Origin of the sequence: Arthrobacter sp. zg-Y179 (genome assembly GCF_020907345.1) — a bacterium.
GTDB classification, from domain to species: Bacteria; Actinomycetota; Actinomycetes; order Actinomycetales; family Micrococcaceae; genus Arthrobacter_B; species Arthrobacter_B jinronghuae.
In genome coordinates, this window is sequence record NZ_JAJJOB010000008.1 from 25,739 (window position 1) to 52,092 (window position 26,354).

18 protein-coding genes and 1 tRNA gene are annotated in these 26,354 nt (G+C 66.9%); 11 read left to right on the forward strand and 8 right to left on the reverse strand.

The window, feature by feature from the left end:
- Positions 1 to 2: 2 nt before the first annotated feature.
- Positions 3 to 1,325 carry a M20/M25/M40 family metallo-hydrolase gene (locus tag LOC56_RS08795; protein WP_229951907.1) on the reverse strand — a complete coding sequence of 441 codons (1,323 nt, stop codon included), beginning with the start codon at positions 1,323 to 1,325 and terminating at the stop codon, positions 3 to 5.
- A gap of 193 nt (positions 1,326 to 1,518) precedes the next feature.
- On the opposite strand from LOC56_RS08795, the gene LOC56_RS08800 reads away from it, so the two are divergent.
- The 4 genes from LOC56_RS08800 (at position 1,519) to LOC56_RS08815 (ending at position 4,935) form a co-directional block, all read left to right on the forward strand.
- Positions 1,519 to 1,601: transfer RNA gene (locus LOC56_RS08800), tRNA-Leu, on the forward strand.
- A gap of 113 nt (positions 1,602 to 1,714) precedes the next feature.
- Complete coding sequence (locus LOC56_RS08805) at positions 1,715 to 3,013, forward strand: hemolysin family protein (RefSeq protein WP_229951908.1); 1,299 nt, start codon at positions 1,715 to 1,717, stop codon at positions 3,011 to 3,013.
- An 88-nt stretch (positions 3,014 to 3,101) separates the two neighbouring features.
- On the forward strand, positions 3,102 to 4,505 hold the full coding sequence (locus LOC56_RS08810; RefSeq protein ID WP_229951909.1) for an APC family permease: 1,404 nt from the start codon (positions 3,102 to 3,104) through the stop codon (positions 4,503 to 4,505).
- Between the two features lie 37 nt (positions 4,506 to 4,542).
- The gene (locus LOC56_RS08815) at positions 4,543 to 4,935 is read left to right on the forward strand and encodes a universal stress protein (RefSeq protein WP_229951910.1); all 393 of its coding nucleotides are present in this window, start codon (positions 4,543 to 4,545) and stop codon (positions 4,933 to 4,935) included.
- 6 nt (positions 4,936 to 4,941) lie between these two features.
- Here LOC56_RS08815 and LOC56_RS08820 read toward each other — a convergent pair whose 3' ends face one another.
- The 4 genes from LOC56_RS08820 to LOC56_RS08835 all read right to left on the reverse strand — a co-directional run bounded on the left by LOC56_RS08820 (position 4,942) and on the right by LOC56_RS08835 (position 9,844).
- Positions 4,942 to 6,165, reverse strand: a complete 1,224-nt coding sequence (locus LOC56_RS08820; RefSeq protein WP_229951911.1) for a kynureninase — start codon at positions 6,163 to 6,165, stop codon at positions 4,942 to 4,944.
- A gap of 81 nt (positions 6,166 to 6,246) precedes the next feature.
- The gene (locus LOC56_RS08825) at positions 6,247 to 7,167 is read right to left on the reverse strand and encodes a MaoC family dehydratase (RefSeq protein WP_229951912.1); all 921 of its coding nucleotides are present in this window, start codon (positions 7,165 to 7,167) and stop codon (positions 6,247 to 6,249) included.
- On the reverse strand, positions 7,164 to 8,504 hold the full coding sequence (locus tag LOC56_RS08830) for a 3-oxoacyl-ACP reductase (protein ID WP_229951913.1): 1,341 nt from the start codon (positions 8,502 to 8,504) through the stop codon (positions 7,164 to 7,166). The genes LOC56_RS08825 and LOC56_RS08830 overlap by 4 nt, the downstream gene beginning before the upstream one ends.
- Before the next feature lie 2 nt (positions 8,505 to 8,506).
- Positions 8,507 to 9,844, reverse strand: a complete 1,338-nt coding sequence (locus tag LOC56_RS08835; RefSeq protein ID WP_229951914.1) for an acetyl-CoA C-acetyltransferase — start codon at positions 9,842 to 9,844, stop codon at positions 8,507 to 8,509.
- Between the two features lie 80 nt (positions 9,845 to 9,924).
- Here LOC56_RS08835 and LOC56_RS08840 point away from each other — a divergent pair, with 80 nt between their 5' ends.
- Both LOC56_RS08840 and LOC56_RS08845 read left to right on the forward strand, forming a co-directional pair.
- The gene (locus tag LOC56_RS08840; RefSeq protein ID WP_229951915.1) at positions 9,925 to 10,650 is read left to right on the forward strand and encodes a TetR/AcrR family transcriptional regulator; all 726 of its coding nucleotides are present in this window, start codon (positions 9,925 to 9,927) and stop codon (positions 10,648 to 10,650) included.
- Positions 10,647 to 12,746 carry an acyl-CoA dehydrogenase family protein gene (locus LOC56_RS08845; RefSeq protein ID WP_229951916.1) on the forward strand — a complete coding sequence of 700 codons (2,100 nt, stop codon included), beginning with the start codon at positions 10,647 to 10,649 and terminating at the stop codon, positions 12,744 to 12,746. The genes LOC56_RS08840 and LOC56_RS08845 overlap by 4 nt, the downstream gene beginning before the upstream one ends.
- Positions 12,747 to 13,437: 691 nt before the next feature.
- Here LOC56_RS08845 and glgA read toward each other — a convergent pair.
- The gene (glgA, locus tag LOC56_RS08850; protein WP_229951917.1) at positions 13,438 to 14,634 is read right to left on the reverse strand and encodes a glycogen synthase; all 1,197 of its coding nucleotides are present in this window, start codon (positions 14,632 to 14,634) and stop codon (positions 13,438 to 13,440) included.
- 78 nt (positions 14,635 to 14,712) lie between these two features.
- Here glgA and glgC point away from each other — a divergent pair, with 78 nt between their 5' ends.
- Both glgC and LOC56_RS08860 read left to right on the forward strand, forming a co-directional pair.
- A complete protein-coding gene (gene glgC / locus LOC56_RS08855; protein WP_331460923.1) occupies positions 14,713 to 15,957 on the forward strand; it encodes a glucose-1-phosphate adenylyltransferase in 1,245 nt (414 codons plus the stop codon).
- Between the two features lie 154 nt (positions 15,958 to 16,111).
- A complete protein-coding gene (locus LOC56_RS08860) occupies positions 16,112 to 17,548 on the forward strand; it encodes an SDR family oxidoreductase (protein ID WP_229951918.1) in 1,437 nt (478 codons plus the stop codon).
- Here the strand turns inward: LOC56_RS08860 and LOC56_RS08865 are convergent.
- The gene (locus LOC56_RS08865; protein WP_229951919.1) at positions 17,527 to 20,289 is read right to left on the reverse strand and encodes a cation-translocating P-type ATPase; all 2,763 of its coding nucleotides are present in this window, start codon (positions 20,287 to 20,289) and stop codon (positions 17,527 to 17,529) included. The genes LOC56_RS08860 and LOC56_RS08865 overlap by 22 nt on opposite strands.
- Before the next feature lie 200 nt (positions 20,290 to 20,489).
- Here LOC56_RS08865 and LOC56_RS08870 point away from each other — a divergent pair, with 200 nt between their 5' ends.
- From LOC56_RS08870 to pepN, 3 genes are all read left to right on the forward strand, one after another.
- On the forward strand, positions 20,490 to 21,530 hold the full coding sequence (locus LOC56_RS08870; RefSeq protein WP_442860089.1) for a YeiH family protein: 1,041 nt from the start codon (positions 20,490 to 20,492) through the stop codon (positions 21,528 to 21,530).
- Positions 21,531 to 21,610: 80 nt separating this feature from the next.
- Positions 21,611 to 23,308, forward strand: a complete 1,698-nt coding sequence (locus LOC56_RS08875) for a hypothetical protein (protein ID WP_229951920.1) — start codon at positions 21,611 to 21,613, stop codon at positions 23,306 to 23,308.
- A gap of 4 nt (positions 23,309 to 23,312) precedes the next feature.
- Positions 23,313 to 25,922, forward strand: coding sequence for an aminopeptidase N (gene pepN, locus LOC56_RS08880; RefSeq protein ID WP_229951921.1), 2,610 nt, complete (start codon positions 23,313 to 23,315; stop codon positions 25,920 to 25,922).
- A 71-nt stretch (positions 25,923 to 25,993) separates the two neighbouring features.
- On the opposite strand, the gene LOC56_RS08885 is transcribed toward pepN, so the two are convergent.
- Positions 25,994 to 26,332, reverse strand: coding sequence for a cupin domain-containing protein (locus LOC56_RS08885; protein ID WP_229951922.1), 339 nt, complete (start codon positions 26,330 to 26,332; stop codon positions 25,994 to 25,996).
- Positions 26,333 to 26,354: the final 22 nt, after the last annotated feature.

Here is a 26,354-nt window from a genome sequence, read left to right on the forward strand (position 1 = left end):
GATCAGTAGTCGGTCAGCAGGCGGGAAAGGACCCGGGTGCCGAACTTCAGGGAGTCCACCGGCACCCGTTCATCAACGCCGTGGAACATGCCCGTGAAGTCCAGGTCCGCCGGGAGGCGCAGCGGGGCGAAGCCGTACCCGGTAATGCCCAGCCGGCTGAGGGACTTGTTGTCCGTGCCCCCTGAGAGCGTGTAGGGCAGCACCGGAGCACCGGGATCTTCCGCCTGCAGGGCGGAGATCATCGAGTCGACCAGGTTGCCCTTGAACGGCACTTCGAGGGACACGTCCTGGTGCTCGTAGCTGATGTCGATGCCTTCGCCGGCAAGTTCGCGGATCTTGGCCAGCACCTGTTCCTCCTGCCCGGGCAGGGTCCGGGCATCGATCAGGGCTTCGGCGGTGCCGGGGATGACGTTGTGCTTGTACCCGGCCTTCAACACGGTGGGATTGGAGGTGTTCTGCAGGGTGGCGCCCACGAACCGGGCAACGGTGCCCAGTTCGGCGAGGATCCGGTCCGGGTTCTCCGGGTCGAACTCGACACCGGTCAGTTCGGTGACGCCGTCCAGGAAGGCGCGGGTGGTATCCGTCAGTTCGATGGGCCAGGGGTGGCTGCCGATATTGGCGACGGCGCGGGCCAGCCGGGTGACCGCGTTGTCGGTGTTGATCTGGGAACCGTGCCCGGCACGGCCGTGGGCCACCAGCCGCAGCCAGGAGATGCCCTTTTCCGCTGTCTGCAGCAGATACGTCCGCTTCCCGCCGATGGTGGCCGAGAAGCCGCCCACCTCGGAGATGGCCTCCGTGGCGCCGTCGAACAGTTCCGGGCGGTGTTCCACCGCCCAGCGTGCGCCGTAGTCGCCGCCGGCTTCTTCGTCGGCGAAGAACGCGAAGACGATATCCCGCCGCGGACGAGTTCCGGTGCGGGCCATGGAGCGCATTACGGACAGGATCATGGCGTCCATGTCCTTCATGTCCACGGCCCCGCGGCCCCAGATCAGCCCGTCCCGTTCCTCGCCGCTGAACGGGTCCACCGTCCAGTCCGCTTTCTGGGCCGGAACCACGTCAAGGTGGCCGTGGACCACGAGAGCGGGGAGGGAGGAGTCGGTGCCCGCCATCCGGGTCACTACGGACGCGCGTCCGGGAGCTGACTCGAACAGATCGGCGGACAACCCGGCTTCTTCGATCAGTCCGGCGGTGTACTCGGCAGCGGCACGCTCCCCTGGGCCGGAGTTGTCACCGAAGTTGGAGGTGTCGAAACGGATGAGCTCCTGGCAGATCCGGGCCACCTCGTCTTCGGCGCGGGGCTGCTCGGCACGGAGGTCTGTAGGCATGTGCTTCTCCTTCGATGAACTGTGCAGCCAGCTTAGCCAGAGCAACGGCAGGATGGGCCGCATTTCGCGGCAACGGCAGGCCAACAGGCCTCCGGCTTGGGCCGATTCGTGGTTCACGCCTAAACCGTGTTAGAGTTTTTCCCGTTGCTTCCACAGCTTTTGAACAACTGAAAAGCCTGTGGAGATCACCCAAGCGCGGGTGGCGGAATGGCAGACGCGCTAGCTTGAGGTGCTAGTCCTCTAACGAGGGTGGGGGTTCAAGTCCCCCTCCGCGCACAGCGAAGTCCTCCTGGAATCTACGGATTCCGGGAGGACTTTTTTGTTTGCCGGGAACCGTCCGGTGTGATCTTTGACTCACATCGCCTGCCGCCCTTCGGTACCCTCGCACCATGGACGGCAGCGGAGTCTTTAATCTCCTGCTCGTGGTTTTCTTCATTCTGCTGGGCGGGATCTTCGCCGGCGCGGAGATGGCGCTGGTGTCCCTCCGCGAGAGCCAGATCAGTGCCATCGAGCGATCCGGGAAGCAGGGCCGGCGTACGGCGCTGCTGGCCCGCAACCCCAACCTGTTCCTGTCCGCGATCCAGATCGGTGTGACACTCTCCGGTTTTTTCTCGGCCGCTTACGGTGCTTCGGCACTGGCGCCGGCGGTTGTGCCCCTGCTGCGGCAGTGGGGACTGCCCGAGTCCGCGGCGGAGGCCACCGCGTTCATCCTGCTGACCCTTGCCGTGGCCTACCTGTCCCTGGTGTTCTCCGAGCTGGTGCCCAAGCGGCTGGCCATGCAGAACGCCGTCCTCTATGCGCGGATCCTCTCCCCCGCCCTGAACCTGTTTGCCATGCTGATGCGCCCGGTCATCCGGCTGCTTTCCTTTTCCACGGATACCGTGGTGCGCCTGCTGGGCGGAAATCCGAACGTCAGGACCGTGCCGGTGAGCAGCCAGGAATTATGGGACATGGTGGCGGCGAGTCCGATGCTTGCCGAGGACAGCCGCCGGATTCTCTCAGACGTCTTCGGAGCGGGCACCAGGCTGGTGCAGGAGGTGATGCGGCCCAGGACCGAAGTGGTGTTTGTCCGGGCGGACCTTCCCCTGGAGGAAGCAAGGAACCGGGTGCGGTACCAGCCCTATTCCCGCTACCCGGTCACCGGCGGATCGGTGGATGACATCCTGGGGTTCATCCACGTCCGGGACCTGATGCCGGACCCGGACGTGACCGGTCCGGATGAACGCACCGTCGCCGACATCCTGCGGCCGGTCCTGTTCCTGCCAGGGACAGCAGCGGTCCTTCCGTCCCTGGGCAGGATGCGCCGGGAGAACAGCCACATCGCGATAGTGGCGGACGAGTACGGCGGCACGGACGGCATTGTCACGCTGGAAGACCTGGTGGAGGAACTGGTCGGGGAAATTTACGACGAGTACGACACAGTCAGGGACCCCGAGGACCGTTACCGCAGGGAAAAGGGGCAGCTGGTGGTGGACGGGGCGCTCATCCTGCAGGAGTTCGAGCGGCTCACGGGCCTCGGCCTGCCCGAGGGCCAGTATGAAACGGTGGCCGGATACATCCTGGAGCAGCTGGGCCGGATGGCGCGGCCGGGTGACGCGGTGCAGGCCCCGGAGTGCCGGCTCGAGGTGCTGGGCGTGCGGGGACGGCGGATCGGTGCGGTCCGGGTAATTCCGGCGGCACCCGGATAAACCGTCACCGCACCCCATTGCCTAAAGACGGCGCCACCGCGCAGAATACCGACCAACGCGGCATCCCTGAACGTCCGGAAGGACAGCCATGGCTGACATCAAGGCGGAAACCGTCCAGCCCGAGCTCAAGCGGGTCATGGGCACCAAGTTGTTGCTGCTCTTTATTGTCGGCGACATCCTGGGCACCGGCGTCTATGCCCTCACCGGACAGGTGGCCGGCGAAATCGGCGGTGCCGCCTGGGCGCCGATCCTGCTCGCTTTCGCGGTGGCGACGATTACTGCCTTGTCCTATCTGGAACTGGTGACGAAATATCCGCAGGCCGCCGGTGCAGCCCTGTACACGCATAAGGCCTTCGGCGTGCATTTCCTGACCTTCCTCGTGACCTTCGGGGTGCTGTGCTCCGGCATTACTTCCGCGTCCACGGCGTCGAAGTTCCTTGCCGAGAACTTCATGGTCGGATTTCACCTTGGGTGGGGGCAGACCGGCGTCACCGCGGTCGCTGTGACCTTCATGCTGCTGCTGGCCGTGGTGAACCTGAGGGGTGCCGCGGAAAGCGTGAAGTTCAACATCGTCCTGACGGCCATTGAGCTGACCGGGCTCCTGATCGTGATCGCCATCGGGTTCTGGGCCATGGGCCAGGGCAACGTGGACTTCTCCCGGGTGGTCGTGTTTGAAACCGAAACCGGCAAGAGCGTGTTCCTGGCCCTTACCGGAGCGACCGCCCTGGCCTTCTTCTCCATGGTCGGTTTTGAAGACTCGGTGAACATGGCGGAAGAGACCCGCGACCCGGTCCGGATCTTCCCGAAAGTGATGCTCACCGGGCTGACCATCACGGTTTCGGTCTATCTGCTGGTGTCCATTGCGGCAGTGGCCGTGGTGCCGGTGGGCCAACTCTCCGAGTCCGCCACCCCGTTGCTGGAAGTGGTGCGTGCCGGTGCCCCCAACCTTCCCGTGGACGTTATTTACCCGTTCCTGTCCATCTTTGCCGTGGCCAACACCGCCCTGATCAACATGCTGATGGCCAGCCGGCTGCTTTACGGCATGGCAAAGCAGGATGTCCTGCCCCGCGGGCTGTCGGCGGTCCTGCCCGGACGCCGCACTCCCTGGGCATCCATTGCGTTTACGACGGCGATCGCGGTGGGCCTGATCATTGTGGTCACCAATTTCATGGGCCGGGAAACGGTAACGGCACTCGGCGGGACGACCGCACTGCTGCTGCTGGCCGTCTTCACGGTGGTGAACGTCGCGTGCATCGTCCTGCGCCGGACGCCCATCGACCGGCCGCACTTCCGCTCCCCCGGCATCATGCCCTTCATCGGTGCCGGAACCTGCGCCTTCCTGCTTGGCCCGTGGGCGCAGGATGCCATCGAGTACCGGATTGCCGGGTTGCTGCTGCTGCTCGGACTGGCGCTGTGGGTGCTCACCTGGATCTGGAACCGGGCGGTCAAGGCGCGTAAAACCCGTTTCAGCGACCCCACGCAGCTGAGTTGAACAAGCCAGCGATGGAGCAGGCAGGAAGAAGGAAGCCATGAGCGTCGTCGTCGGATACGTACCCACACCGGAGGGGGAAACAGCGCTGCGGGCCGCCCTCCGCGCGGCCCGGGACCTGGCCACCGGACTCGTGGTGGTCAACGTGGAGAGCACGCGCAAACCGCGGCCGGAACATACCCCGGACTATCTGCAGACGCTGACCGGTGTCCTGCAGGGCAGCGGGGTTTCCCATGTCCTGCTTCACCCCATAGGGGATTTTGATGCCTCGGAGGAAATCCTGAAGGCCGCCCAGGACCACGGAGCGCAGTTGCTGGTGCTGGGGATCCGGCACCGGACGCCGGTGGGGAAGCTTTTCCTTGGCAGCACGTCCCAGCGCGTGCTGCTGGAGGCTGCCTGCCCGGTCCTGGCGGTCAAAGCGGGCCAGGCGTGAGGCCTGTTAGTCCTGCAGCCCGGCCAGTACCGCTTCGATTCCGGTGAACGTCTCCACGAAGGACGTGGACAGGGGCGACAGGCCCAGCCGGATGCCGTCCGGATTACGGTAGTCCGGAATGATCCCCTGCTCCCAGAGTGCGGCGGTCACTGCTTTGAACTTCGGATGGTCGATGGTGATGTGGCTGCCGCGGCGCTCCGGATCGCGCGGCGAGGCCAGCACAACGCCGCGCGGAGCCAGCAGCGTGTCAACGGCGGTGACTGCGTATTCGGTAAGCGCCTGCGATTTCGCGCGGACGGCCTCCATGCCGGCCTCCCGGAGCAGGGCGATCATGTCCTGCATGGCGAGCATGCCCAGGATGGGAGGGGTGCCCGAGACCAGGCGGCGGATGCCCTCGGCCGGAACATAGCCCTGCGCCATGCCGAACGGGTCACTCGAGCCCAGCCAGCCCTGGATGGGCTGGGAGAAGTCCGCCTGATGGCGGGCAGCCACGTACGCCCAGGCCGGTGCACCGGGTCCGCCGTTGAGGTACTTGTAGCTGCAGCCGACGGCGTAGTCAGCGCCCTCGGCATCCAGCTCGGCGGGAACGGCACCCACCGAATGGCACAGGTCCCACAGGACCAGCCCGCCGGCGTCGTGCACAATCCTGTTGATTGCCGCTGAATCGGCGAGGTACCCGGAGCGGTAGGCCACGTGGCTGAACACGGCCAGCGCTGTCTGCGGGCCGACGGAGGCCGCCACGGCTTCGGCGCTCACTCCGCCGGCGTACTCGGCGGACACCCAGCGCAGGGTCAGCCCGCATTCGCGGGCCACGCCTTCGAGGACGTACCGGTCCGTCGGGAAATTGTCGGCATCGAGCAGGATCTCGGTGCGGCCGGGGCGGGCGGCGACGGCGGCCCGTGCCAGCTTGTACAGCAGCACAGTGGTGGAATCCGCCACGATGCACTGCCCGGGGGCGGCACCGAGCGCCACCTCGCCGAGTGCGTCGCCGATCCGGCCGGGCAGCTCGAGCCATTCCTCATCCCAGCCGCGGATCAAGCGCCCGCCCCACTGGCGGGAGACGAAGTCCTGCAGGTTTACGGCGGTGGCACGGAGCGGACGGCCGAGCGAATTTCCGTCCAGATATGCGTGGACTCCCTCCGCCGGCAGGAACCGCTCGCGGTATCCGGCGAGGGGGTCCGCGGCATCGAGTTCCTTGGCGGAAACCAGCAGCCCGGCAGCATCAATCATGAGGGAACTTTAGCACCAGGCGCGCAAAAGCCCGTCCGCTTCCGGCGCTGCCGGAGGCGGACGGGCTCTGGGGCCGGGAGGTCAGGCCCGGGTTGCGGCCAGCGGAGTTACTGACCCGGTGAAGTGGCGGCGCTGCGAACGCGGGTTCCACCCTGTGAAGGTGGAGCCGGCCCAGCCGTCGGGCGTCTGCTCGTCCGAGATGGCCACGGCCACGGTGGCCGGGAGGAACACCGGAGCCTCGAAGTCGATGCTCCACTGGAACGGGCCCTCGTGGGTCTGCACGGTATCCGCGACCACCCGTGAGGCCAGGTACATGCCGTGGGCCAGGGACTGCTTCATGCCCAGCGCCTTCGCCGACAGGCGGCTCAGGTGGATGGGGTTGAAGTCGCCGGAGACCCGGGCGTAGTTGCGTCCGGCGTCGGCACCCAGGCGCCACAGCGCCGTCGGGAGCGGGGGAACGAATTCCGCGCGCACCGCAGACTTGTCCGGGCGGTCGAACTTCGGGAGGAAAACGCCCTTGGCCAGATAGGTCGAACGGCCCAGCCAAACGGTTTCCGTTCCGCCGTCGGCCTCGACGGTGACCTCGGCGACGAGTTCCACCTGGGTTCCGGCACGGTGCCCGGCGAGGTTCTCCGCCCACGCCGTAACCGTCAGCGCTTCACCGTAGTGGATCGGCCGCAGATGCTGCACCTCATTGCGCAGGTGCACCATGCCCAGCAGGGGCAGCGGGAAGTCCTCGCGCGCCATCAGGCTCATGGCCACCGGGAACGCGAAGGTATGCACGTAGCCGGTGGGCAGGTAGTCGCTGGCACTGTGCTGGACCAGGCGCTGGAAATCGGTGAGCCGGGCCAGGTCCACGGACGCCCCGCGGACCACGTGCCGGTCCGCCGTCAGCGTCCCCGCGGCCTTCGACGGTGACAGCCGTGACTTCGCCGCGCTTCCCACCGCACCTGCGTAAAGCCGCCCGAGCGTGGGGATCTCGCTCAGCTGGGTGTCGGTCATGCGCCCACCATGTTCTGACCGCAGACCCGCACTACCTGGCCGTTGACGCCGGCCGCGGAGTCGGAGGCGAGGAAGGAAATGGTTTCGGCCACGTCCACGGGCAGGCCGCCCTGCTGCAGGCTGGAGAGGCGGCGGGCTACCTGCCGGGTCAGCGCGGGAATTGCAGCGGTCATGTCGGTTTCAATAAAGCCCGGAGCGACGGCGTTGATCGAACCGCCGCGCAGTGCCAGCAGCGGGGCGGTGGCGCGGACCATGCCGATGACGCCGCCCTTGGAGGCTGCGTAGTTGGTCTGGCCGCGGTTGCCGGCAATGCCGCTGGTGGAGGCCAGCGAAACGATCCGGCCTTCCGGGCTGAAGCCGCCCGAGGCGAGGAAGGTTTCGTTCATCCGCAGCTGCGAGGCGATGTTGACGGCAATGACCGAGCCCCAGCGGGCTTCGTCCATGTTGGCCAGCAGCTTGTCGCGGGTGATGCCGGCGTTGTGGATCACGATGTCCAGGTGCCCGTAGCGTTCGACGGCGTGGGTGAGGATGCGGTCCGCGGCGTCCTCGCGGGTGATGTCGACCTGGAGCGCGGTGCCGGAGATTTCGTTGGCCACCTTCGCCAGCTGCTCCCCTGCGGCCGGCACGTCCACCACGATCACGGAGGCGCCGTCGCGGTGCAGTACGCGGGCGATGGCCGCACCGATGCCGCGGGCGGCACCGGTGACGACGGCGACCTTGCCGGCGAGAGGCGCGTTCCAGTCCTGCGGAAGCTCACCGGCATCGGAACCGACGGTGATGAACTGACCGCTGACGTAGGCGCTCTTGCCCGAAAGCAGGAACCGCAGTGCGGCCGCCACCGAGGGTGCCGTCGCCTGCACGCCGTTGGCCAGCACGATGCCGTTGGCCGTCGCACCGCCGCGCAGTTCGTGCGCAATGGAACGCAGCGTGCCGTCAACACCCTGGCGGGCCGCTGCGGCCGCCGGGTCCTGGGCTTCAGCGGCGGGCCGGGAAACGGTGACGACCCGTCCGCCGGGAGCCAGATCCCGCAGGGCTGCGCCTGCGGCCAGGGTCGGTTCGCCCAGGTCCGTAGGGGCCGCGGCGTCGTCTAGCACAATCAGGATGGCGCCGAGCTTTTCCTTCGGCGTGGCGTGCCGGCGAACGTCCTGGTCCCAGCCCAGGAGCAGCCGGGAGAGCTCGTTGGCGGCAGTGCTTTTGCCGAGCACAAGCACCGGGCCCGGCACGAGGGGCTTGGACGGGTCGAAGCGGCGCAGGATGGCCGGCCGGGGCAGGCCGAGCTTCTTGGACAGCTCCTTGGTGAAACCGCTGTTCACAAGGTTCAGGTAGGTATCACTCATGATCAGCGGGCCTCGAGGATTGCGACGAGTCCCTGGCCGCCGGCAGCGCAGATGGAGATCAGGCCGCGGCCCGAACCCTTTTCATGCAGCATCTTGGCCAGCGAGGCCACAATTCGTCCACCGGTGGCGGCGAAGGGGTGCCCGGCGGCCAGCGAGGAGCCGTTGACGTTGAGCTTGCTGCGGTCGATGCTGCCCAGCGGCGCATCCAGGCCGAGGCGGGTGCGGCAGAATTCCTCATCCTCCCAGGCAGCCAGGGTGGAGAGGACGGTGCCGGCAAATGCCTCGTGGATTTCGAAGAAGTCGAAGTCGTCGAAGGTCAGGTTGTGGCGGGCCAGCAGACGCGGTACGGCGAAGGCCGGAGCCATCAGCAGCCCGTCCTTGCCGTGCACGAAGTCGACGGCGCCGGCTTCTGCATCCACGATGTTCGCCAGCATCGGCAGGTCGTGTTCGCGGGCGTAGTCCTCGGAGCCCAGCAGCACCACGGAGGCGCCGTCGGTCAGCGGGGTGGAGTTGCCGGCGGTCATGGTGGCTTCGTCGCCAAGGGACTTGCCGAAGGCGGGCTTGAGCTTGGCAAGCTTTTCCATGGTGGTGTCGGGGCGCAGGTTAGCGTCCTTTGCCAGGCCGCGGTACGGGGTCACGAGGTCGTCGAAGAAACCGCGGTCGTAGGCGGCGGCCATGTTGCGGTGGCTGTTGAAGGCCAGCTCGTCCTGCGCCTCGCGGGTGATCTTCCACTGGGCGGTGGTCAGGGCCTGGTGCTCGCCCATGGACAGTCCGGTGCGCGGTTCGCCGGTGGACGGCGCGTTCGGGGACAGGTCCTTGGGGCGGATCTTCGCGACCGCAGCCAGCTTCTGCTTGGTGGTCCGGGCGCGGGAGAGATCCAGCAATGCACGGCGGAGGCCTTCGCTCACGGCGATGGGTGCGTCCGAGGCGGAGTCGACGCCGCCGGCGATGGCGGATTCAAGCTGTCCCAGCTTGATCTTGTTTGCCAGGCTGACCACTGTCTCGAGGCCCGTGGCGCAGGCCTGCTGCACGTCATAGGCGGGGGTTTCCGGCGACAGTGCCGATCCCAGGACCGCTTCGCGGGTCAGGTTGAAGTCGCGGGAGTGCTTGAGGACGGCTCCGCCGGCTACTTCGCCGATCCGCTCGCCCTGCAGGCCGAAGCGGGCAATCAGCCCGTCAAGGGCGGCCGTGAGCATGTCCTGGTTGGAGCTGTACGTGTACTTGCCGCCCGAGCGGGCGAAGGGAATGCGGTTTCCGCCGATCACCACCGCCTTGCGCACCGAAGACCCGGCGCCGTTGTTCGTGGGTGTAGCTCGTGCGGGTTCAGGCTGTGCAGCCATTCGTCGTTCTCCTTGGGAGTCCATGGGGGTGGGTGTGACGCCAGTTACTGTAACCCAGCGTACCTGATACGCTCAGTATCGTGAACAACGCACTTGAAGATCCTTCCGCGCCGTCCGCGGCTGCGGACGGCCGCGCCCTTCGCTGGGAAGCGCACCGGGCCGAGCGCCGTCGTACCCTCATCAAGACGGCGCGCCGGGCCGTCCACACCCTGGGCTGCGCGGCGTCGATGGATGAGATTGCCGCCGCTTCCGGGACATCCAAGTCCGTGTTCTACCGCTACTTCGGGGACAAGGCCGGACTGCAGAAGGCCATGGGCGAAATGGCGGTGGCCCGGATGCAGGAAAAGATCCTGGAAGCAGGCCGCACCGCCCCCTCCGCCAGGTCGGGGCTCCGTGCGATGGTCTCCGCCTACCTGCAGATGGCCGAAACCTCCCCCAACGTCTACCTGTTCGTGACCGGACAGCTGGCCGACGGCGGACCGGGACAGATCGACAGCACCCTCTCCTCCTTCTTCGAAGCCATCACCGCAATGATGGACTCGGCCTTGCGCCACTACCTGGCGGGCCGGGAGGTTCCGCCCGAGGCCAGCGCTACCGCGCAGTACTGGCCCACGGCGGCACTCGGGATGATCCGGGCAGCCGGTGAGCGCTGGATTGCCGCTCCCCCAGGCCCCGGGAAGCCGACCGAAGAACAAATGACCGACCAGCTGACCGCCTGGCTCTTTGACGGCATCGGCTACGACCGGGGGCATCCGCTCCCGACCCCTCCAGCTACTCCCTCCAACCACGAGAAGGAAACGCAATGACGCAAACACTTTCCCCCACCGAACGGCAGCTGCCTGCCAGCGCAGCGATCAACGACAACGACGCCGCCGTCGTGGACGTTGAGGCGCTGGGCCGTGTCCTGCTTGGCAAATGGGCCGACAACCGGCTCGCGGCCCGCAAGATCGCCGGCATGGAAGCCATGCAGACTCCCGCGGGGCTGACGTATACCGAGCACCGTGAGCGGGTCATGGACCAGCTGAAGATCCTGGTGGAGAGCAAGTCCGTCCACGGCGCGTTCCCCAAGTACGTGGGCGGCGAAGACAGCCACGGCGCAAACGTCGCGGGCTTCACGGAACTTGTGGTGGCCGATCCGTCCCTGCAGATCAAGGCCGGCGTCCAGTGGGGTCTCTTCGGTTCCGCCGTGATGCACCTGGGCAACCGGGAGCACCACGAAAAGTGGCTCCCCGGCATCATGAGCCTGGAAATTCCCGGCTGCTTTGCCATGACGGAAACCGGACACGGTTCCGACGTCGCCAGCATCGCCACCACCGCGGAATACGACGCCGCGACCGAAGAGTTCATCATCAACACCCCCTTCCGGGCCGCGTGGAAGGACTACATCGGCAACGGCGCCGTCAACGGCAAGGCTGCAGTCGTCTTCGCCCACCTGATCACCCAGGGCGTGGACCACGGAGTTCATGCCTTCTATGTCGAGCTTCGCGACGACAACGGGTTCCTGCCCGGCATCGGCGGCGAGGATGACGGCATCAAGGGCGGCCTGAACGGCATCGACAACGGCCGGCTGCACTTCTCCAATGTGCGCATCCCCCGGACCAACCTGCTCAACAAGTACGGCGACGTCGCTGCGGACGGCACCTACACGTCCGATATCGAGAGCCCCGGCCGCCGCTTCTTCACCATGATCGGCACCCTGGTGCAGGGCCGCGTTTCGCTCGACGGCGCAGCTGTCAACGCGAGCAAGCTGGCGCTGAAGACGGCCATCCAGTACGGCACCGAGCGTCGCCAGTTCAACGGTGCCTCCGACATCAAGGAAGAGGTGCTGATGGACTACCAGCAGCACCAGCGCCGCCTGCTGCCCCTGCTGGCCACCACGTTCGCTGCAACGTTCGCGCACGAGGAACTGCTGCACAAATTCGACGACGTTTTCTCCGGTGCCCATGACACCGACGAAGACCGCCAGGACCTGGAAACCCTTGCGGCAGGACTGAAGTCCCTGTCCACCTGGCACGCCCTGGACACGCTGCAGGAATGCCGCGAAGCCACCGGCGGCGCCGGGTTCCTGGCCGAGAACCGGTTCACCGCCCTGCGTGCGGACCTGGATATCTACGCCACCTTCGAGGGCGACAACACGGTGCTGCTGCAGCTGGTTGCCAAGCGCCTGCTGGCCGATTACGCCAAGGAATTCGCCGGTGCCGACTTCGGTGTCCTTGCCCGCTATGTCGTGGGACAGGCCACGGACGTGACCCTGCACCGCACCGGCCTTCGCCGGATTGCACAGTCCTTCCGTGACTCCGGGTCGGAGAAGAAATCCGCCATTGCGCTGCGCGATCCGCGCACCCAGCATGACCTGCTGGCGGACCGCGTCGGCACCATGGTGGCGGAGGTTGCCACTGCACTCAAGGAAGCCCGCGGGCTGCCGAAGGACAAGGGTGCGGCCGTGTTCAACGAGAACCAGCACGCCCTGATCCAGGCCGCGCGCGCCCACGCAGAACTGCTCCAGTGGGAAGCCTTCACCCGGGGCCTGGACCGGATGGAGGACGCCGGCACCCGGCAGGTCATGACCTGGGTCCGCGATCTGTTCGGATTGTGCCTGATTGAAAAGAACCTGGGCTGGTACCTCATGAACGGGCGCCTGTCCGCACAGCGCGCCCGCACCCTGAGTCCGTACATCAACCGCCTGCTGGCCAAGATCCGTCCGCACGCCCTGGATCTGGTTGACTCGTTCGGCTACGGCCAGGAACACCTGCGGGCAAAGATTGCCACGGGCGCAGAGAAGGTCCGCCAGGACGAGGCCATGGAGTACCAGCGCCTGCTGCGTGCCAGCGGCGCCGCACCGGTGGACGAAAAGGTCCTGATTGCCCGCCGGAAGGCCGAGCAGAAGAAGTCCCGGAAGTAGGTTTCCTGCGGTCCGGGCAGCCGGGCCGTCCGGGCAGGCCGGGCAGCTGGGCAGGCTGGGCAGCCGGGCAGCTGATAGCCGGGCAGGCCGGGCCGTCCGGGCGGCTGATAGCCAGGCAGTCGAAAGGGCGCCGTCACACGCACTGTGTGGTGGCGCTCTTTCGGCGTTCCGGCCGGGGGCGGGGTTGAGAGTCCGCACGGCGTCCCAGTAGGTGGGGCTGGTGTTCTCTGCCGGGGTCGCTCCAATCACACGTGCACCAAACTGTGGGACCCTGTGCGGCGGGGCGAGTCGCCCGGCCCCGGTCCGGGCACAGCCTCCCACCAGGTGGGGCTGGTGTGCTCTGCCGGGGTCACTCCAATCACACCTGCACCAAACCGTGGGACCCTGTGCGGCGGGGCGAGTCGCGGGGCCTCCATCCGGGCACAGCGTCCCACCAGGTGGGGCCGGTGTTCCCTCCCGGTGTGCAGTCACGGGAGCACCAAACCGTGGGACCCTGTGCGGCGGAGCGAGTCGCCGGGCCCCGATCCGGGCACAGCCTCCCACCAGGTGGGACCGGTGTTCCCTGCCGGGGTCACCCCAACCACACCTGCACCAAACCGTGGGACCCTGTGCGGCGGAGCGAGTCGCCCGGCCCCGGTCCGGACAGCAAAAAGGCGCCGTCGCAGCTGCGACGGCGCCCTTCGGTTGTCAGCTAGGCCAGGACAGAGCGGTACACGGCGAGGGTGGCCTCGGCGATGGACTCCCAGGAGAACTGCTCGGTGGCCCGGGCGCGGCCGGCCTCGCCCATCCGCTGGGCCAGCGCCGGATCGGTGACCACTTCGGTCAGCGCCTCGGCGAAGTCCCGCACGAACTTCTCCGGGTCCAGCGGTGTGCCGGTTCCGTCGGTGACCTGTTCGATGGGCACCAGCAACCCGGTGACGCCGGTATCGATGACTTCGGGGATGCCTCCGGTGGCGCTGGCGACGACGGCGGTGCCGCAGGCCATTGCCTCAAGGTTCACGATGCCCAGCGGTTCGTAGACCGAGGGGCAGGCGAACACGGTGGCGATGGAGAGGATCTTGATCAGCTCGGCGCGCGGCAGCATGCGCTCAATCACCACGACGCCGGTGCGGGTGCGCCGCAGTTCCTCGATCAGCACGGCGGTTTCCGCAGCCAGTTCAGGCGTGTCGGCAGCGCCGAGACACAGCACCAGCTGGACCTCCGGCGGCAGCAGCGCCGCAGCGCGCAACAGGTAGGGCACACCCTTCTGGCGGGTATTGCGGCCTACGAAGACCACGCTGGGGCGGTCCGGATCGATGTCGAAGGCGCGGACGCCGTCGGGGTCGATGTCCGGCTGCCACTGCTGCACATCGATGCCGTTGTGGACTACCCGAACCCGCTCCGGGTCCACGTCCGGGTAGCTGCGCAGGATGTCCTGCCGCATGCCCTCGGAGACCGCGATGATGGCGGCGGCTGCCTCGTAGGCTGTTTTCTCCACCCAGGAGGACACGGCGTATCCCCCGCCGAGCTGCTCGGCCTTCCACGGACGCAGCGGCTCCAGGCTGTGGGCGCTGAGCACGTGCGGAACGCCGTGCAGCAGCGAGCCCAGATGACCGGCCATATTGGCATACCAGGTATGTGAATGGACCAGGTCCGCCCCGGTCAGTCCACCCAGGATTTCAAGGTCCGTCCCGAGGGTCTGCACGGCAGGATTCGCGGACTTCAGTTCCGCCGGCACCGCATAACTTTTTACTTTGGCTCCGTGGAAATCTTCGGGGCGCGGGGCCCCGAAACAATGCACATGGAGATCTACTTCTCCGGCCAGGACCCGGCTGAGCTCGGCAACGTGAACGCCTGCTCCTCCGTAGATTTCCGGCGGGAATTCCTTCGACACAATATCTACTCGCACTAAACCAACGTAGTGCACCGGGCAACCAGTGATCTAGTCTGAAGTCAGTAGACTTATTTTCGGAAGAGGTTCAACACAATGGCGCCAAAGAAGGTCCTGGCAGTAGTTCTCGCAGGCGGCGAGGGTAAACGGCTAATGCCGCTCACAGCAGATCGGGCTAAACCGGCGGTTCCCTTTGCCGGGCGCTACCGCCTCATCGACTTCGCACTTTCAAACCTGGTGAACTCCGGGTACCTGCAGATCGTGGTCCTGACCCAGTACAAATCCCACAGCCTGGATCGGCATATCTCCGAAACCTGGCGGCTTTCCACCCAGCTGCAGAATTACGTAGCCTCCGTGCCCGCACAGCAGCGCGTGGGCAAGAGCTGGTTCCTCGGCAGCGCGAACGCCATCTACCAGTCCATGAACCTGATCGAGGACGCCCAGCCGGACATCGTCGTCGTCATCGGCGCGGACCACGTGTACCGCATGGACTTCTCCCAGATGGTCGAGGCGCATATTGCCTCCGGCGCATCGGTGAGCGTTGCCGCCGTGCGGCAGCCGCTGCACCTCGCTGACCAGTTCGGCGTGATCGAAACCGATTCCGAGAACCCGGAGCGCATCGCTGCGTTTGTGGAAAAGCCGGAGACCACCCCGGGCCTGCCCGATGATCCGGGCAGCTTCCTGGCCTCCATGGGCAACTACGTCTTCAACACCGATGCCCTGGTCTCGGCGCTGCAGTGGGACGAGGAACGCCTGGTCACCAAGCACGACATGGGCGGGGACATCATTCCCTACTTCGTAGAACGCGGAGACGCCGCCGTTTACGACTTCACCCGCAACATCATCCCCGGTGCCACGGGCAGCGACCACCAGTACTGGCGCGACGTCGGCACCCTGGACTCCTACTACGACGCCAACATGGACCTGATCTCGCCCCTGCCGGCGTTCAACCTGTACAACCTGAAGTGGCCCATCTACACGCGGCAGAGCATCTCCCCGCCCGCCAAGTTCGTGCGCAGCGCCTCCGACCAGGCCGGCACCGCCTTCGACTCGATCGTCTCCGACGGCACGGTCATCTCCGGCGGCACTGTAACGGGTTCCGTGCTGGCGCAGGACGTCTACGTGGGCTCCAACGCAGAGGTGACCGACTCGGTGCTGATGGACAAGGTGCATGTGGGTGAAGGTGCGGTCATCCGCCGCGCCATCATCGACAAGAACGTGCGGATCCCCGCCGGAGCCACGGTTGGCGTGGACCGGGAACTGGACCTCAGCCGCGGTTTCACCGTGACCGAATCCGGCCTCACCGTGCTCAGCAAGGGACAGCGCGTCCCCGAGGCCTGAAAAAACAGGTAGGAAACAGGGGCGCCGGGTGTGAGATTCCCCGGCGCCCCTGCCTTCGATACGGGTGCCTGCGGTCTTCTCCGGTATCCTCGGAGGGCGCACACGGTGCGCCTGCACTGTGGATCCTCCGGTGCCGATGAGCGTAAAGGCCCCCATGAGCACCCCTGAACTAAGCCCGGAAGAAATCCAGACAGCCCTGAAGGTCCTGGCTTCCATCCATGTCCTGGATGAAGAAAACCCCGATTACGTCGCGGTCCGGCGGGCCACCGCCAAGATGTTCAAGTCCGTGAAGAAGCACCGGAAGACCGAAAAGCGCTCCGCTATCGCAGAGGCGGACCGCGCCGTCGTCGCCCTCACCGCCACCGGCGCCGTTGACCGGATTGATGATGAAACCCGCGGGGCGCAGCTCACCACCGCTGCGCACGGACCGTCCGCCGGCACGCTGCTCAAGCCGCGCAACTGCTACATCTGCAAGCAGCCTTACACCGTGGTGGATGCCTTCTACCACCAGCTCTGCCCCGAATGCGCGGGCTTCAGCCACACCAAGCGGGACGCCCGTACCGACCTGACCGGCAAGCGGGCACTGCTGACCGGCGGCCGCGCAAAGATCGGGATGTACATCGCCCTGCGGCTGCTGCGCGACGGTGCGCACACCACCATCACCACCCGCTTCCCGAAGGACGCGGCACGCCGTTTCGCCGCGATGGAAGACTCGGCGGACTGGCTGCACCGGCTGCGCATTGTCGGCATCGACCTGCGCGACCCGGCCCAGGTCATCTCGCTGGCCGAATCGGTGGCGGAGGCAGGTCCCCTGGACATCCTGATCAACAACGCCGCCCAGACCGTCCGGCGTTCCTCCAACGCCTACCGGCCGCTGACCGACGCCGAACTGGCGCCGCTGCCGGACGGCCCCATGCCCGAGCTGGTGACCTTCGGGCACACCTACGACGCGCACCCCACGGCGCTGGCCGGGTCAGTCGCCGCGCATCCGGTCCTGGCGGCCGACGCCGTCACAGCCCTGGCGCTCACCGCCGGTTCTTCCTCGCTGGCGCGGATGGAGGCCGGAACGGCGATCGACGCCGGCGGGCTGGTGCCGGACACGGCGCCGATTAACAGCTGGACGCAGGTGGTGGACCAGGTGGACCCGCTGGAGATGCTCGAGGTGCAGCTGTGCAACGTCACGGCGCCGTTCCTGCTGGTCAACCGGCTCCGCCCCGCCATGGCGGCGTCTTCGGCACGGCGGAAGTACATCGTGAACGTCTCGGCCATGGAAGGCCAGTTCTCCCGCCGCTACAAGGGACCCGGGCATCCGCACACCAACATGGCCAAGGCAGCGCTGAACATGCTTACCCGCACCAGTGCCGAGGAAATGCTGGAAACGGACGGGATCCTGATGACGGCCGTGGACACCGGCTGGATCACCGACGAGCGTCCGCACCCCACCAAGGTGCGCCTGGCGGAGGAAGGCTTCCACGCCCCGCTGGACCTGGTCGACGGCGCGGCCCGCGTCTACGACCCGATCGTGATGGGTGAAAACGGCGAAGACCAGTACGGCGTCTTCCTCAAGGACTACAAGCCCTCCCCCTGGTAGGACTTCCGCCCCGTCGTTGTTGGCTCCGGCCGACGACGACGGGCGGACAGCCGCTGCACGGCCTTGCCGATTTCGGAGACCACCAGGACGGTGGCGCCGACGGCGAAGCAGAGGAACCACTGCGCCGATGTCAGCGGCACCGTGTCGAAGATTCCCGCGAAGAAGCTCAGCTGCACCACCAGGATCTGCAGCACCACCACAGCCACGAGGGACACCCAGATGGCGCGGTTGGTGAAGGTCCGCAGGGTGAAGATGCTGCCGGTTTCGGAGCGGACGTTCAACAGGTTGAACACCTGGTAGAACACGAAGGTGGTAAAGGCCATGGTGGTGGCGAAGTTGGTGCTGCCGGCGCTTTCGGGGAACCACCGGGGCGCATTGACCAGGACGGTACACGTGCCCACCGCCATCACGATGCCGAGCATTGTCAGCACGGCAATCCGCCGGCCCGTCAGCAGGGGCTCGGTGGCCGGCCGGGGCGGCCGTTTCATCACCTCCGGATCGGTCCGGTCCACGCCCAGGGCCAGGGCCGGCGGACCGTCCATGATGATGTTCACCCACAGGATCTGCAGTGCGGTGAAGGGCGCCCCTCCTGCGAAGCCGAAGGTTGCCGCTGCAAGGAAAATCAGCACGAAGCCCCAGGCAGTGGTCAGCTGGAACCGGACGAATTTCAGGATGTTGTCGTAGATGCCGCGGCCCTCTTCGACAGCCGCCACAATAGTGGCGAAGTTGTCATCGGTGAGGATCATCTTGGCCGCACCCTTGGACACATCGGTGCCGGTGATGCCCATGGCAATCCCGATATCGGCACGTTTCAGCGCCGGAGCATCATTCACGCCGTCGCCGGTCATGGCCACTATGTAGCCGTCCGCCTGAAGTGCCTCCACGATCCGGATTTTGTGTTCGGGAGAAACCCGGGCCAGCACCCCCAGCTGCGGCGCCTGCCTGCGCAGCTCGTCATCATCCATGGCATCAAGCGCCGTGCCGGCTGCGGCCCTGCCCTCGATCCCGAGGTCCCTGGCAATCGCCGAGGCCGTGATCAGATGGTCCCCGGTGATCATGTGCACGTCGATTCCGGCGGCCCGCGCCCGGGCAATGGCTTCGGCTGCCTCCTGCCGCGGCGGATCCAGGATCCCGACGACGGCGTACAGCACCAGGTTGGCTGCCTCGGCAAACAGTGCATCCGGGCTGGACGGCAGGGGCGCGTCGAGCACCCGGCCGGCTACGGCCATGGTCCGCAGGCCGGCGTTGGCCAGGGACTCCACATCGCGGGAAATGCGTGCGCGTTCCTCGGGGTCCAGCGGGATCAGGCCGTCCGGGGTCTGCAGGAACGCCGTCCGGTCCAGGACGACGCCGGGTGCTCCCTTGACGTTGCAGTGCACGGCGGCCGCGGCGTCGTCGTGGCGGTTGAACGTGGCCATGAACTTGTAGTCGGAGTCGAACGGAACTTCCGCGACGCGCCGGTGGGTGGCCCGGGCGCCGGCGACGTCGATCCCGCCCTTTTCCGCCAGGACCACGAGGGCGCCCTCGGTCGGGTCGCCGGTCAGTCTGCCGTCCTCGACCGAGGCGTCGTTGCACAGCGCCATGGCCATGTACGCCTCCGCGGGCAAGGGGGCGGCCTCCCCGTCGGGGCTGAGGATCTTTCCGTCGGTGGAGTAGCCGTTCCCGGTCACCCGGAACCTGCGGCCCGCGGGCGAGTACAACCGCCGCACCGTCATTTCATTGAGGGTGAGCGTACCGGTCTTGTCCGTGCAGATCTGTGACGTGCTGCCGAGGGTCTCCACGGCTGCCAGCTGCTTGATGATGGCCCCGCGCGCGGCGAGCCGGGAGGCGCCCATGGCGAGGGTGAAGGCAACGACGGCGGTCAGCCCCTCGGGAATGGTGGCCACGGCCAGCGAGACGGCGGTCAGGAACAGGTCTTCCCAGCTGTCCCCGCGCAGCAGCCCCAGCACGAACACGAGGGTGACGACGGCGAAGGCGGTGTAGGTCAGGACCCGCGCGAGCTGGTCGATGCTGCGCTGCAGGGTGGTCTTTTCCTCTCGGGTGCTCCCCAGCAGATGCGCAATGGTGCCGATCTGGGTGTCCATGCCGGTACCAGTCACCAGCAGCACGCCGCGGCCGCGGGTTACATCCGTATCCATGAACAGCAGGTTGACCCGGTCGGCCACCGGCAGCTGCGGATCGGAAAGCGGGGCGGCCGCCTTGTTGGTGGGCTTGGACTCGCCGGTGAGTGCCGCCTCGGCCACCTGCAGGCGCACGGCCTCCAGCAGCCGTCCGTCCGCCGGAACGCTGTCCCCGGCCTCCAGCAGCACGACGTCGCCGGGCACCAGCTCCGTGCGCTCCACCGTCGCCGGGTTGCCGGACCGGAGCGCCCGGCAGCTGTCCACCGACGCGTTGCGCAGGGCTTCCAGGCTGTTCTCGGCCCGTTGCTCCTGCACGTAGTTCAGGGTGGTATTGAGGATGATGACCAGCAGGATTACGACCGGGGTTTCCCACTCGCGGGAGACAACGGCACTGACAACCGCGGCGATGATCAGGACGATGGTCAGCCGGTCCGAGAGCAGCGCCAGGATCTTCCGCCACACCGGTACTTTTTTACCCTCGGCGAGCTGGTTCGGCCCGTAACGGTCCAGCCGGTTCCGGACTTCCCCGGCGTCGAGCCCGGCATCCGGGTTCGTGTCCAGCGCCGAGGCCACCTCTTCCGCGGGGAATAGCCACGGGGACTCCAGGACCTGCTGCTGCATGGAAACGCCTGGGACGCTTCCACTGTTGCCTTGCGAACTCATGGGTGCTTCCCGGTTCCTTGAGGATGGTGCCCCAATGGTAGCAACGCAGGCCGTGGCAGCAGTATGCCACTGCGCCCAGGCCCGCGCCGGAGACACCGAAAGCCGGAGCGCTTTGGATGCGCTTTGGATAACTGACGCGACTGCGGCAGGGTGTAGACGTGCCAGAATCCCCCGCTGCCTCCTCCCCCGCACCGTCCTCCCGATGGAACCGCCTGCGCGGCACTGTCCCCGGACTGCTGACCGCGGCTGCCGCCGTCGGCGCGTCCTTCCTGGTGCATCTGCTCCTGCCCGCGGTACCTGTCCTGACGGCTGCGGTTGTGCTGGGCCTGCTGGCGGCGAATATACCCGGCAGTGCGGCCATGGCCGCCGGTCCCTGGAAACCGGGACTGGCCCTGGCCGCGCGCAAGTTCCTGCGCCTTGGAATTGTGCTGCTGGGGCTGAAGGTTTCGCTGGTCGATATCGCCGGACTCGGGTGGACCGCGCTGCTCCTGATCGTGGCACTGGTGCTGGCGGCCTTCGCGGGTACGTACGTCATCTGCCGGTTGTTCCGCCTTCCGGGCGATGAACCGGTGCTGATCGCCGCCGGCTTCTCCATCTGCGGTGTTTCCGCCATCGGGGCGATGGCCGCAGTCCGCAGGACCCGCACCGAAGAAACGGTGGTGCCGGTCGCCTTGGTAACGCTTTGCGGCACGCTGGCCATTGCGGCGCTGCCGTTGGCCGGGAGGATGCTGGGCCTGCCGGCGGAAGTCTTCGGTTCCTGGGCCGGGGCATCCGTGCACGACGTCGGGCAGGTGGTCGCCACCGCGCAGACCGCCGGTACCGCGGCGCTGGCGGCCGCCGTCGTCGTGAAGCTGGCGCGCGTGGTGCTGCTGGCCCCGATGACCGCAGCCGCCGGGCTGCGGGCCCGGCGCGCTCAGCTTCCGGTGCAAGGCAAACGTCCGCCGCTGGTCCCCTTGTTTGTCCTGGGCTTCCTCGCGCTGATCCTGGTCCGCACCTGGGGCGTGCTGCCCGGGGCGGCGCTGGAAACCGCCGCCGTCCTGCAGGAACTGCTCTTCGCCGCGGCGTTGTTTGCGCTGGGCGCTGGGGTCCGGGTGAGGACGCTCTTTGCGTCCGGTGTCCGTGCGGCGGCAGCGGCGTTGACCTCGTGGGCCCTGATATCCGGCCTGGGCCTAGCCGTGGCGGTGCTGCTGGCCGGATAGTGGGACCGGGGTTCCGCCCGGGTAGCAACCAGTCCCCGCCCACCCAACTCCCCCGCCCACCCAGCAAGGACTCGTGAGCCATGTCCGGAGAAGGCGTTGCGCAACACACCGTCGACGGCGCCCAATGGCGTCATGCCGCGTCGCTGCGAACCCGCTCGCAGCTCGCGGGCTTGCCGGCAGCAGCCGGTCTGGTGCTGTGTGCGTTGATCCTGTGGGCCCTGCTGACCAACGTGGTGGACCCGCACTACGGCTTTTCGCGGTACCATACCGGGTGGGCCCTGCTGGCCGCGGCAGTGGTGCCGGGGCTGATGGCCGGGCTGTACTGGCTGCTGCAGAAAGCGGCGCCGGCGGCTGCGCGGCACCGCGCCTGGACGTACCTGCCGTGGGCAGCGGTGTGGGGACTGCTGCTGTGGATCCAGATGCGGGTGGCCTACGCCGTCCGGCTTCCCCCGGACTGGGACGCGTATGCAATCGCCGATGCCGCCGCCGGGCTGGCAGGCAAAACGATAGACTCCGTACCCCCCTATTTCGAGACCAACCCGAACAACGTGCTCCTGGTGCTGCTGGTCGCGGCGTACTACGAGCTGGCGCTCTCGCTTGGTTATCACGACCTGGGAATGATGACGGCATTCCTGAACGGGTTGGTGCTCTTCGCCGGGACGGTGCTGACCTACTGCGCGGTACGCATGTTGGGTGGCCGGATAGCCGCCGCCGTTTCGCTGGTGCCGACGACCGTTTTCCTGGTCCTCTCCCCGTGGGCGGGAGTGCTGTATTCGGACACCGTGGGTGTGCTGTTCACTGTCCTGATCCTCTGCCTGCTGCTGGCGTCCCGACGCTCGGCGAGACTGACCGTCCGCGTGCCGCTGTGGATCCTTGCGGGCGCGGTGGCCGCAGTGGGCTACGGGATCAAACCCACCGTGCTGATCTGCCTGGTGGCCGCCGGGATCACGGCGGTATGCCTGCTCGCCCGGCGGAAGAACACTCTGGTCCTGCTGCTCGCAGTGGTTATTGCCGGCGGGAGCTTCATCCTCGGCAACCGGCTTATTGCGGCCTTTGAGCAGCAGACCCCGGTCATTGCGTTCGATATCGAAGACAATCCCCATGCGATGAACCTGGGCCATTTCCTGATGGTCGGTGCTGGTTCCACGCAGGGACCCTACGGTCCCTACTACGGCTCGTACAACGAGGATGATTACCAAAGCACGGTTGCCATCACCGGTGAAGAGGAGAAATTCCGGAATGGCCTGCAGGCCTACCAGAACCGGGTGTCCGGCATGGGACCGGGCGGCTACGTTGTCTTCCTCCACCACAAGCTGGCTTGGATCACCGGAGACGGCTCCTTCTTCTCGTGGGGCGAAGGAGTGCTGACCGGGGAGGATTTCCTTTCGTCCCGCCCCGCCGACCGAGGCATCCAGGACCTGTTCGGCAATACCCGTCCGAACTTTCAGTGGATGCTCTCCATCTGGCAGGGAACCTGGTTCGCGGTCCTTGCCCTCGTGGCCGTGCCGTTGTTCCTGCGGACGCCGCGCCTCCTGCGCCCGGAGCTTTCGGCAATGCGGATTGCACTGCTCGGATTGCTCCTGTTCCTTTTGCTTTTCGAGGCGCGTGCCCGGTTCCTTTATCTCTACGCACCGTATTTCATTGTGCTGGCCTCATTGTCCTTCTCCGCGGCGATGGAACGATTGCAGCAGGCAGCGGTACGGGGCCGCGTACGAGGCCGGTTACGGAGACCGCCGCGTCCGGCGGCACCGCCGGCGCCCGCAGAAGTGATTGAATGAACAGGTGCCTAACCAGAACCTGAGCCGTGACGAAGCCGCTCTGCGGTCCCGCCTGCTGTCCGTGACCTCCTACGATGTCCATCTGGACCTGGGCAATGCCCAGGACCAGGACGCCGCAGGCTTCCGGTCCCGAAGCACCATAACCTTCGATTGTTCAGAGCCCGGTGCCGAGACCTTCCTGGACTTCATCCACGGCGGGGTGTCCTCGGTGGTCCTGAACGGTACCGAGCTGGACCTGGCGGACGTTGTGGACTCCTCCCGGATCCGCCTGCCCGGCCTGCAGCGGCAAAACACCGTCACCGTCGACGGCACGGGCCTCTACAGCCGAAGCGGCGAGGGGCTGCACCGCTTCCGCGACCCGGCCGACGGGCAGACCTACCTCTACACGCAGTACGAGCCCGCCGACGCGCGGCGCGTATTTGCCGACTTTGAGCAGCCGGACCTGAAGGCGTCCTTCAGTTTCACGGTGACGGCGCCGAGCGGCTGGGAGGTGGCTTCCAACGGCGTCGAAACGCAGCGGACACCGCTGGATGACGGCGCCCTGAGCCGCTGGGAGTTCGCTCCTACCCAACGCATCTCCACCTACATCACCACGGTCCTCGCCGGGCCGTACCACCGCGCCGACGACGAATGGTCCACCCGGCTCGAGGACGGCACCGACCTGCACGTTCCGCTGGCTGCGTACTGCCGTTCCTCCCTTGCCGAGTACTTCGACGCGGAAAACATCTTCGAGGTCACTAAACGGGGCCTGGACTACTTCCACCGCCTCTTTGCCTTCCCGTATCCCTTTGGGAAATATGATTCCGCCTTTGTCCCCGAGTACAACCTCGGCGCGATGGAGAATCCCGGCCTGGTGACCTTCACGGAGGCATACGTGTTCCGGTCCCGGGCCACGGAGGCGCAGTACGAGGCGCGCGCGAACACCATCCTGCACGAGATGGCGCACATGTGGTTCGGCGACCTGGTGACCATGAAGTGGTGGGACGACCTGTGGCTGAAGGAGTCCTTCGCGGACTACATGGGCGCCCTGGCCGTGGACCGTGCCACCGACTTCACCAACTCCTGGGTGAGCTTCGCGAACCGGCGCAAGGCCTGGGCCTACGTCCAGGACCAGCTGCCCACCACGCACCCCATCGTGGCGGACATCCCCAATCTGGAGGCCGCGAAGCAGAACTTCGACGGCATCACGTATGCCAAGGGTGCCTCGGTGCTCAAGCAGCTGGTGGCCTACGTCGGGTTCGATGCCTTTATCGAGGCCGCCCGGGGGTACTTCCGGGCCCATGCCTTCGGCAACACCACGCTCGCGGACCTCCTCAGCGCCCTGGAAACGGCGTCCGGCAGGGACATGGCGCTGTGGTCCAGCCGCTGGCTCCAGACCGCCGGCGTTCCGGTCCTGGTTCCGGCGACAGAAACCGACGACGCCGGAGCCTATACTTCCGTGGTTATCCGGCAGAATGCTCCGGATCCGGTCAGCGGCGAACAGGTCCCCCGGCCGCACCGGCTCCGCATCGGACTGTACGATTTCGACGACGCCGGAGCCCTGGCCCGCATTGACAGCGTGGAACTGGACGTCACCGGTGCACGGACGGAGGTACCTGAGCTGCTCGGCAGGCAGCGTCCCGCGCTTCTGCTGCTCAATGACGAGGACCTCACCTACGCCAAGATCCGTTTCGACGACGCGTCACTGGGCACGCTGCTGGAGTCCCTGCACCGGCTCACCGATCCCCTGGCCCGGGCCATCACGCTGTCAGCGCTGTGGAACAGCGTCCGTGACGGGGTCCTCAGTGCCAAGGACTATGTACGGCTGGTCCAGCGGGTGGCGCCGCAGGAAAGCGGGGCCGGCGTACTGCAGGTACTGCTGGACAATGCCCTCAGCGCCATCGAGTATTACGCACCGACGCCGCGGCGGGACGGACTGCGCGAGGAATTCTACGCGCACAGTGCCGAGCAGTTGAAGACGGCGGCACCGGGCAGCGACCGGCAGATTATCTGGGCCCGGGCCGCCGCAGCGGCCGGGCGGCGCAGCAGCACCTACAACGGGCTGTTGCGCGGACTGCTGGACGGCAGTGCCGGCGTCGAGGGCCTGGCAGTGGATTCCGATCTTCGCTGGCGCGTGTGGGTTACACTCGCGGCCACCGATTCCGCCACCCGCGCAGAACTGGACGCCGAACTGGAACGGGACACCACGGCGTCGGGACGGGTGGGCCACACCACCGCAGTGGCTGCCTTCCCGGATCCGGAGGTGAAGGCCGCAGCCTGGCAGGCGGCGGTCCATTCCGATCGCCTCTCCAACGAGCTGCTCTCGGCCACGATCACCGGATTCGGCCTGGGCAGCCACGAGTTGCTGGACGGATACGTGGAGGACTACTTCGCCTCCCTCGCCGAGGTCTGGTCCGCGCGCAGCATCGAGCTGGCCTCACGCGTGGTCGGCGGGCTCTACCCCGGGCACCAGGATGCAGCGGCGGGCATGGCGCCGGCCGACCATCCGGTAGTGCAGAAATCGGTCGAATGGCTGGAGCTTCATCCCGACGCGCCGGGCGCGCTGCGGAGGATCATCATTGAGCAGCAGGACCAGCTGCTTCGGTCCCTGCGCGTCCAGGCGGCCGGACTGTAAGCCCGGCGGGCGGCACGCCCCGCCAGGCCCGCAGGCCCCGCCAGGCAGTTGCCGACGCAGCAGGCCCGGCGTCAGGCCAGCTGCGGCTTGGCGACGGTGAGGAGGATGGCCGAGTCTTCCAGGGCCGCGACGGAGTGCCGCGCCTGCGGAACAATCAGCAGGTCTCCCGCGGCGCCGTCCCAGGTGTTGCCCTCCGCAGCAAGGGCAACCCGGCCCTTGAGGACATAGACCGTGGCCTCGCCCGGATTCTCATGCTCGTCCATAACGAACCCGGCCCGGAGGGCAATCACGGTCTGCCGCAGCACGTGCTCGTGTCCGCCGTAGACGGTGGAGGCGCTGCGCCCGCTGGCCGCCTGCCGTGAGGATTCCATGTGTTGGCGGGCGAGGGCGGTCAGCGACTTTTTCTCCATCTCCGCAGTCTAGGCCTACGGG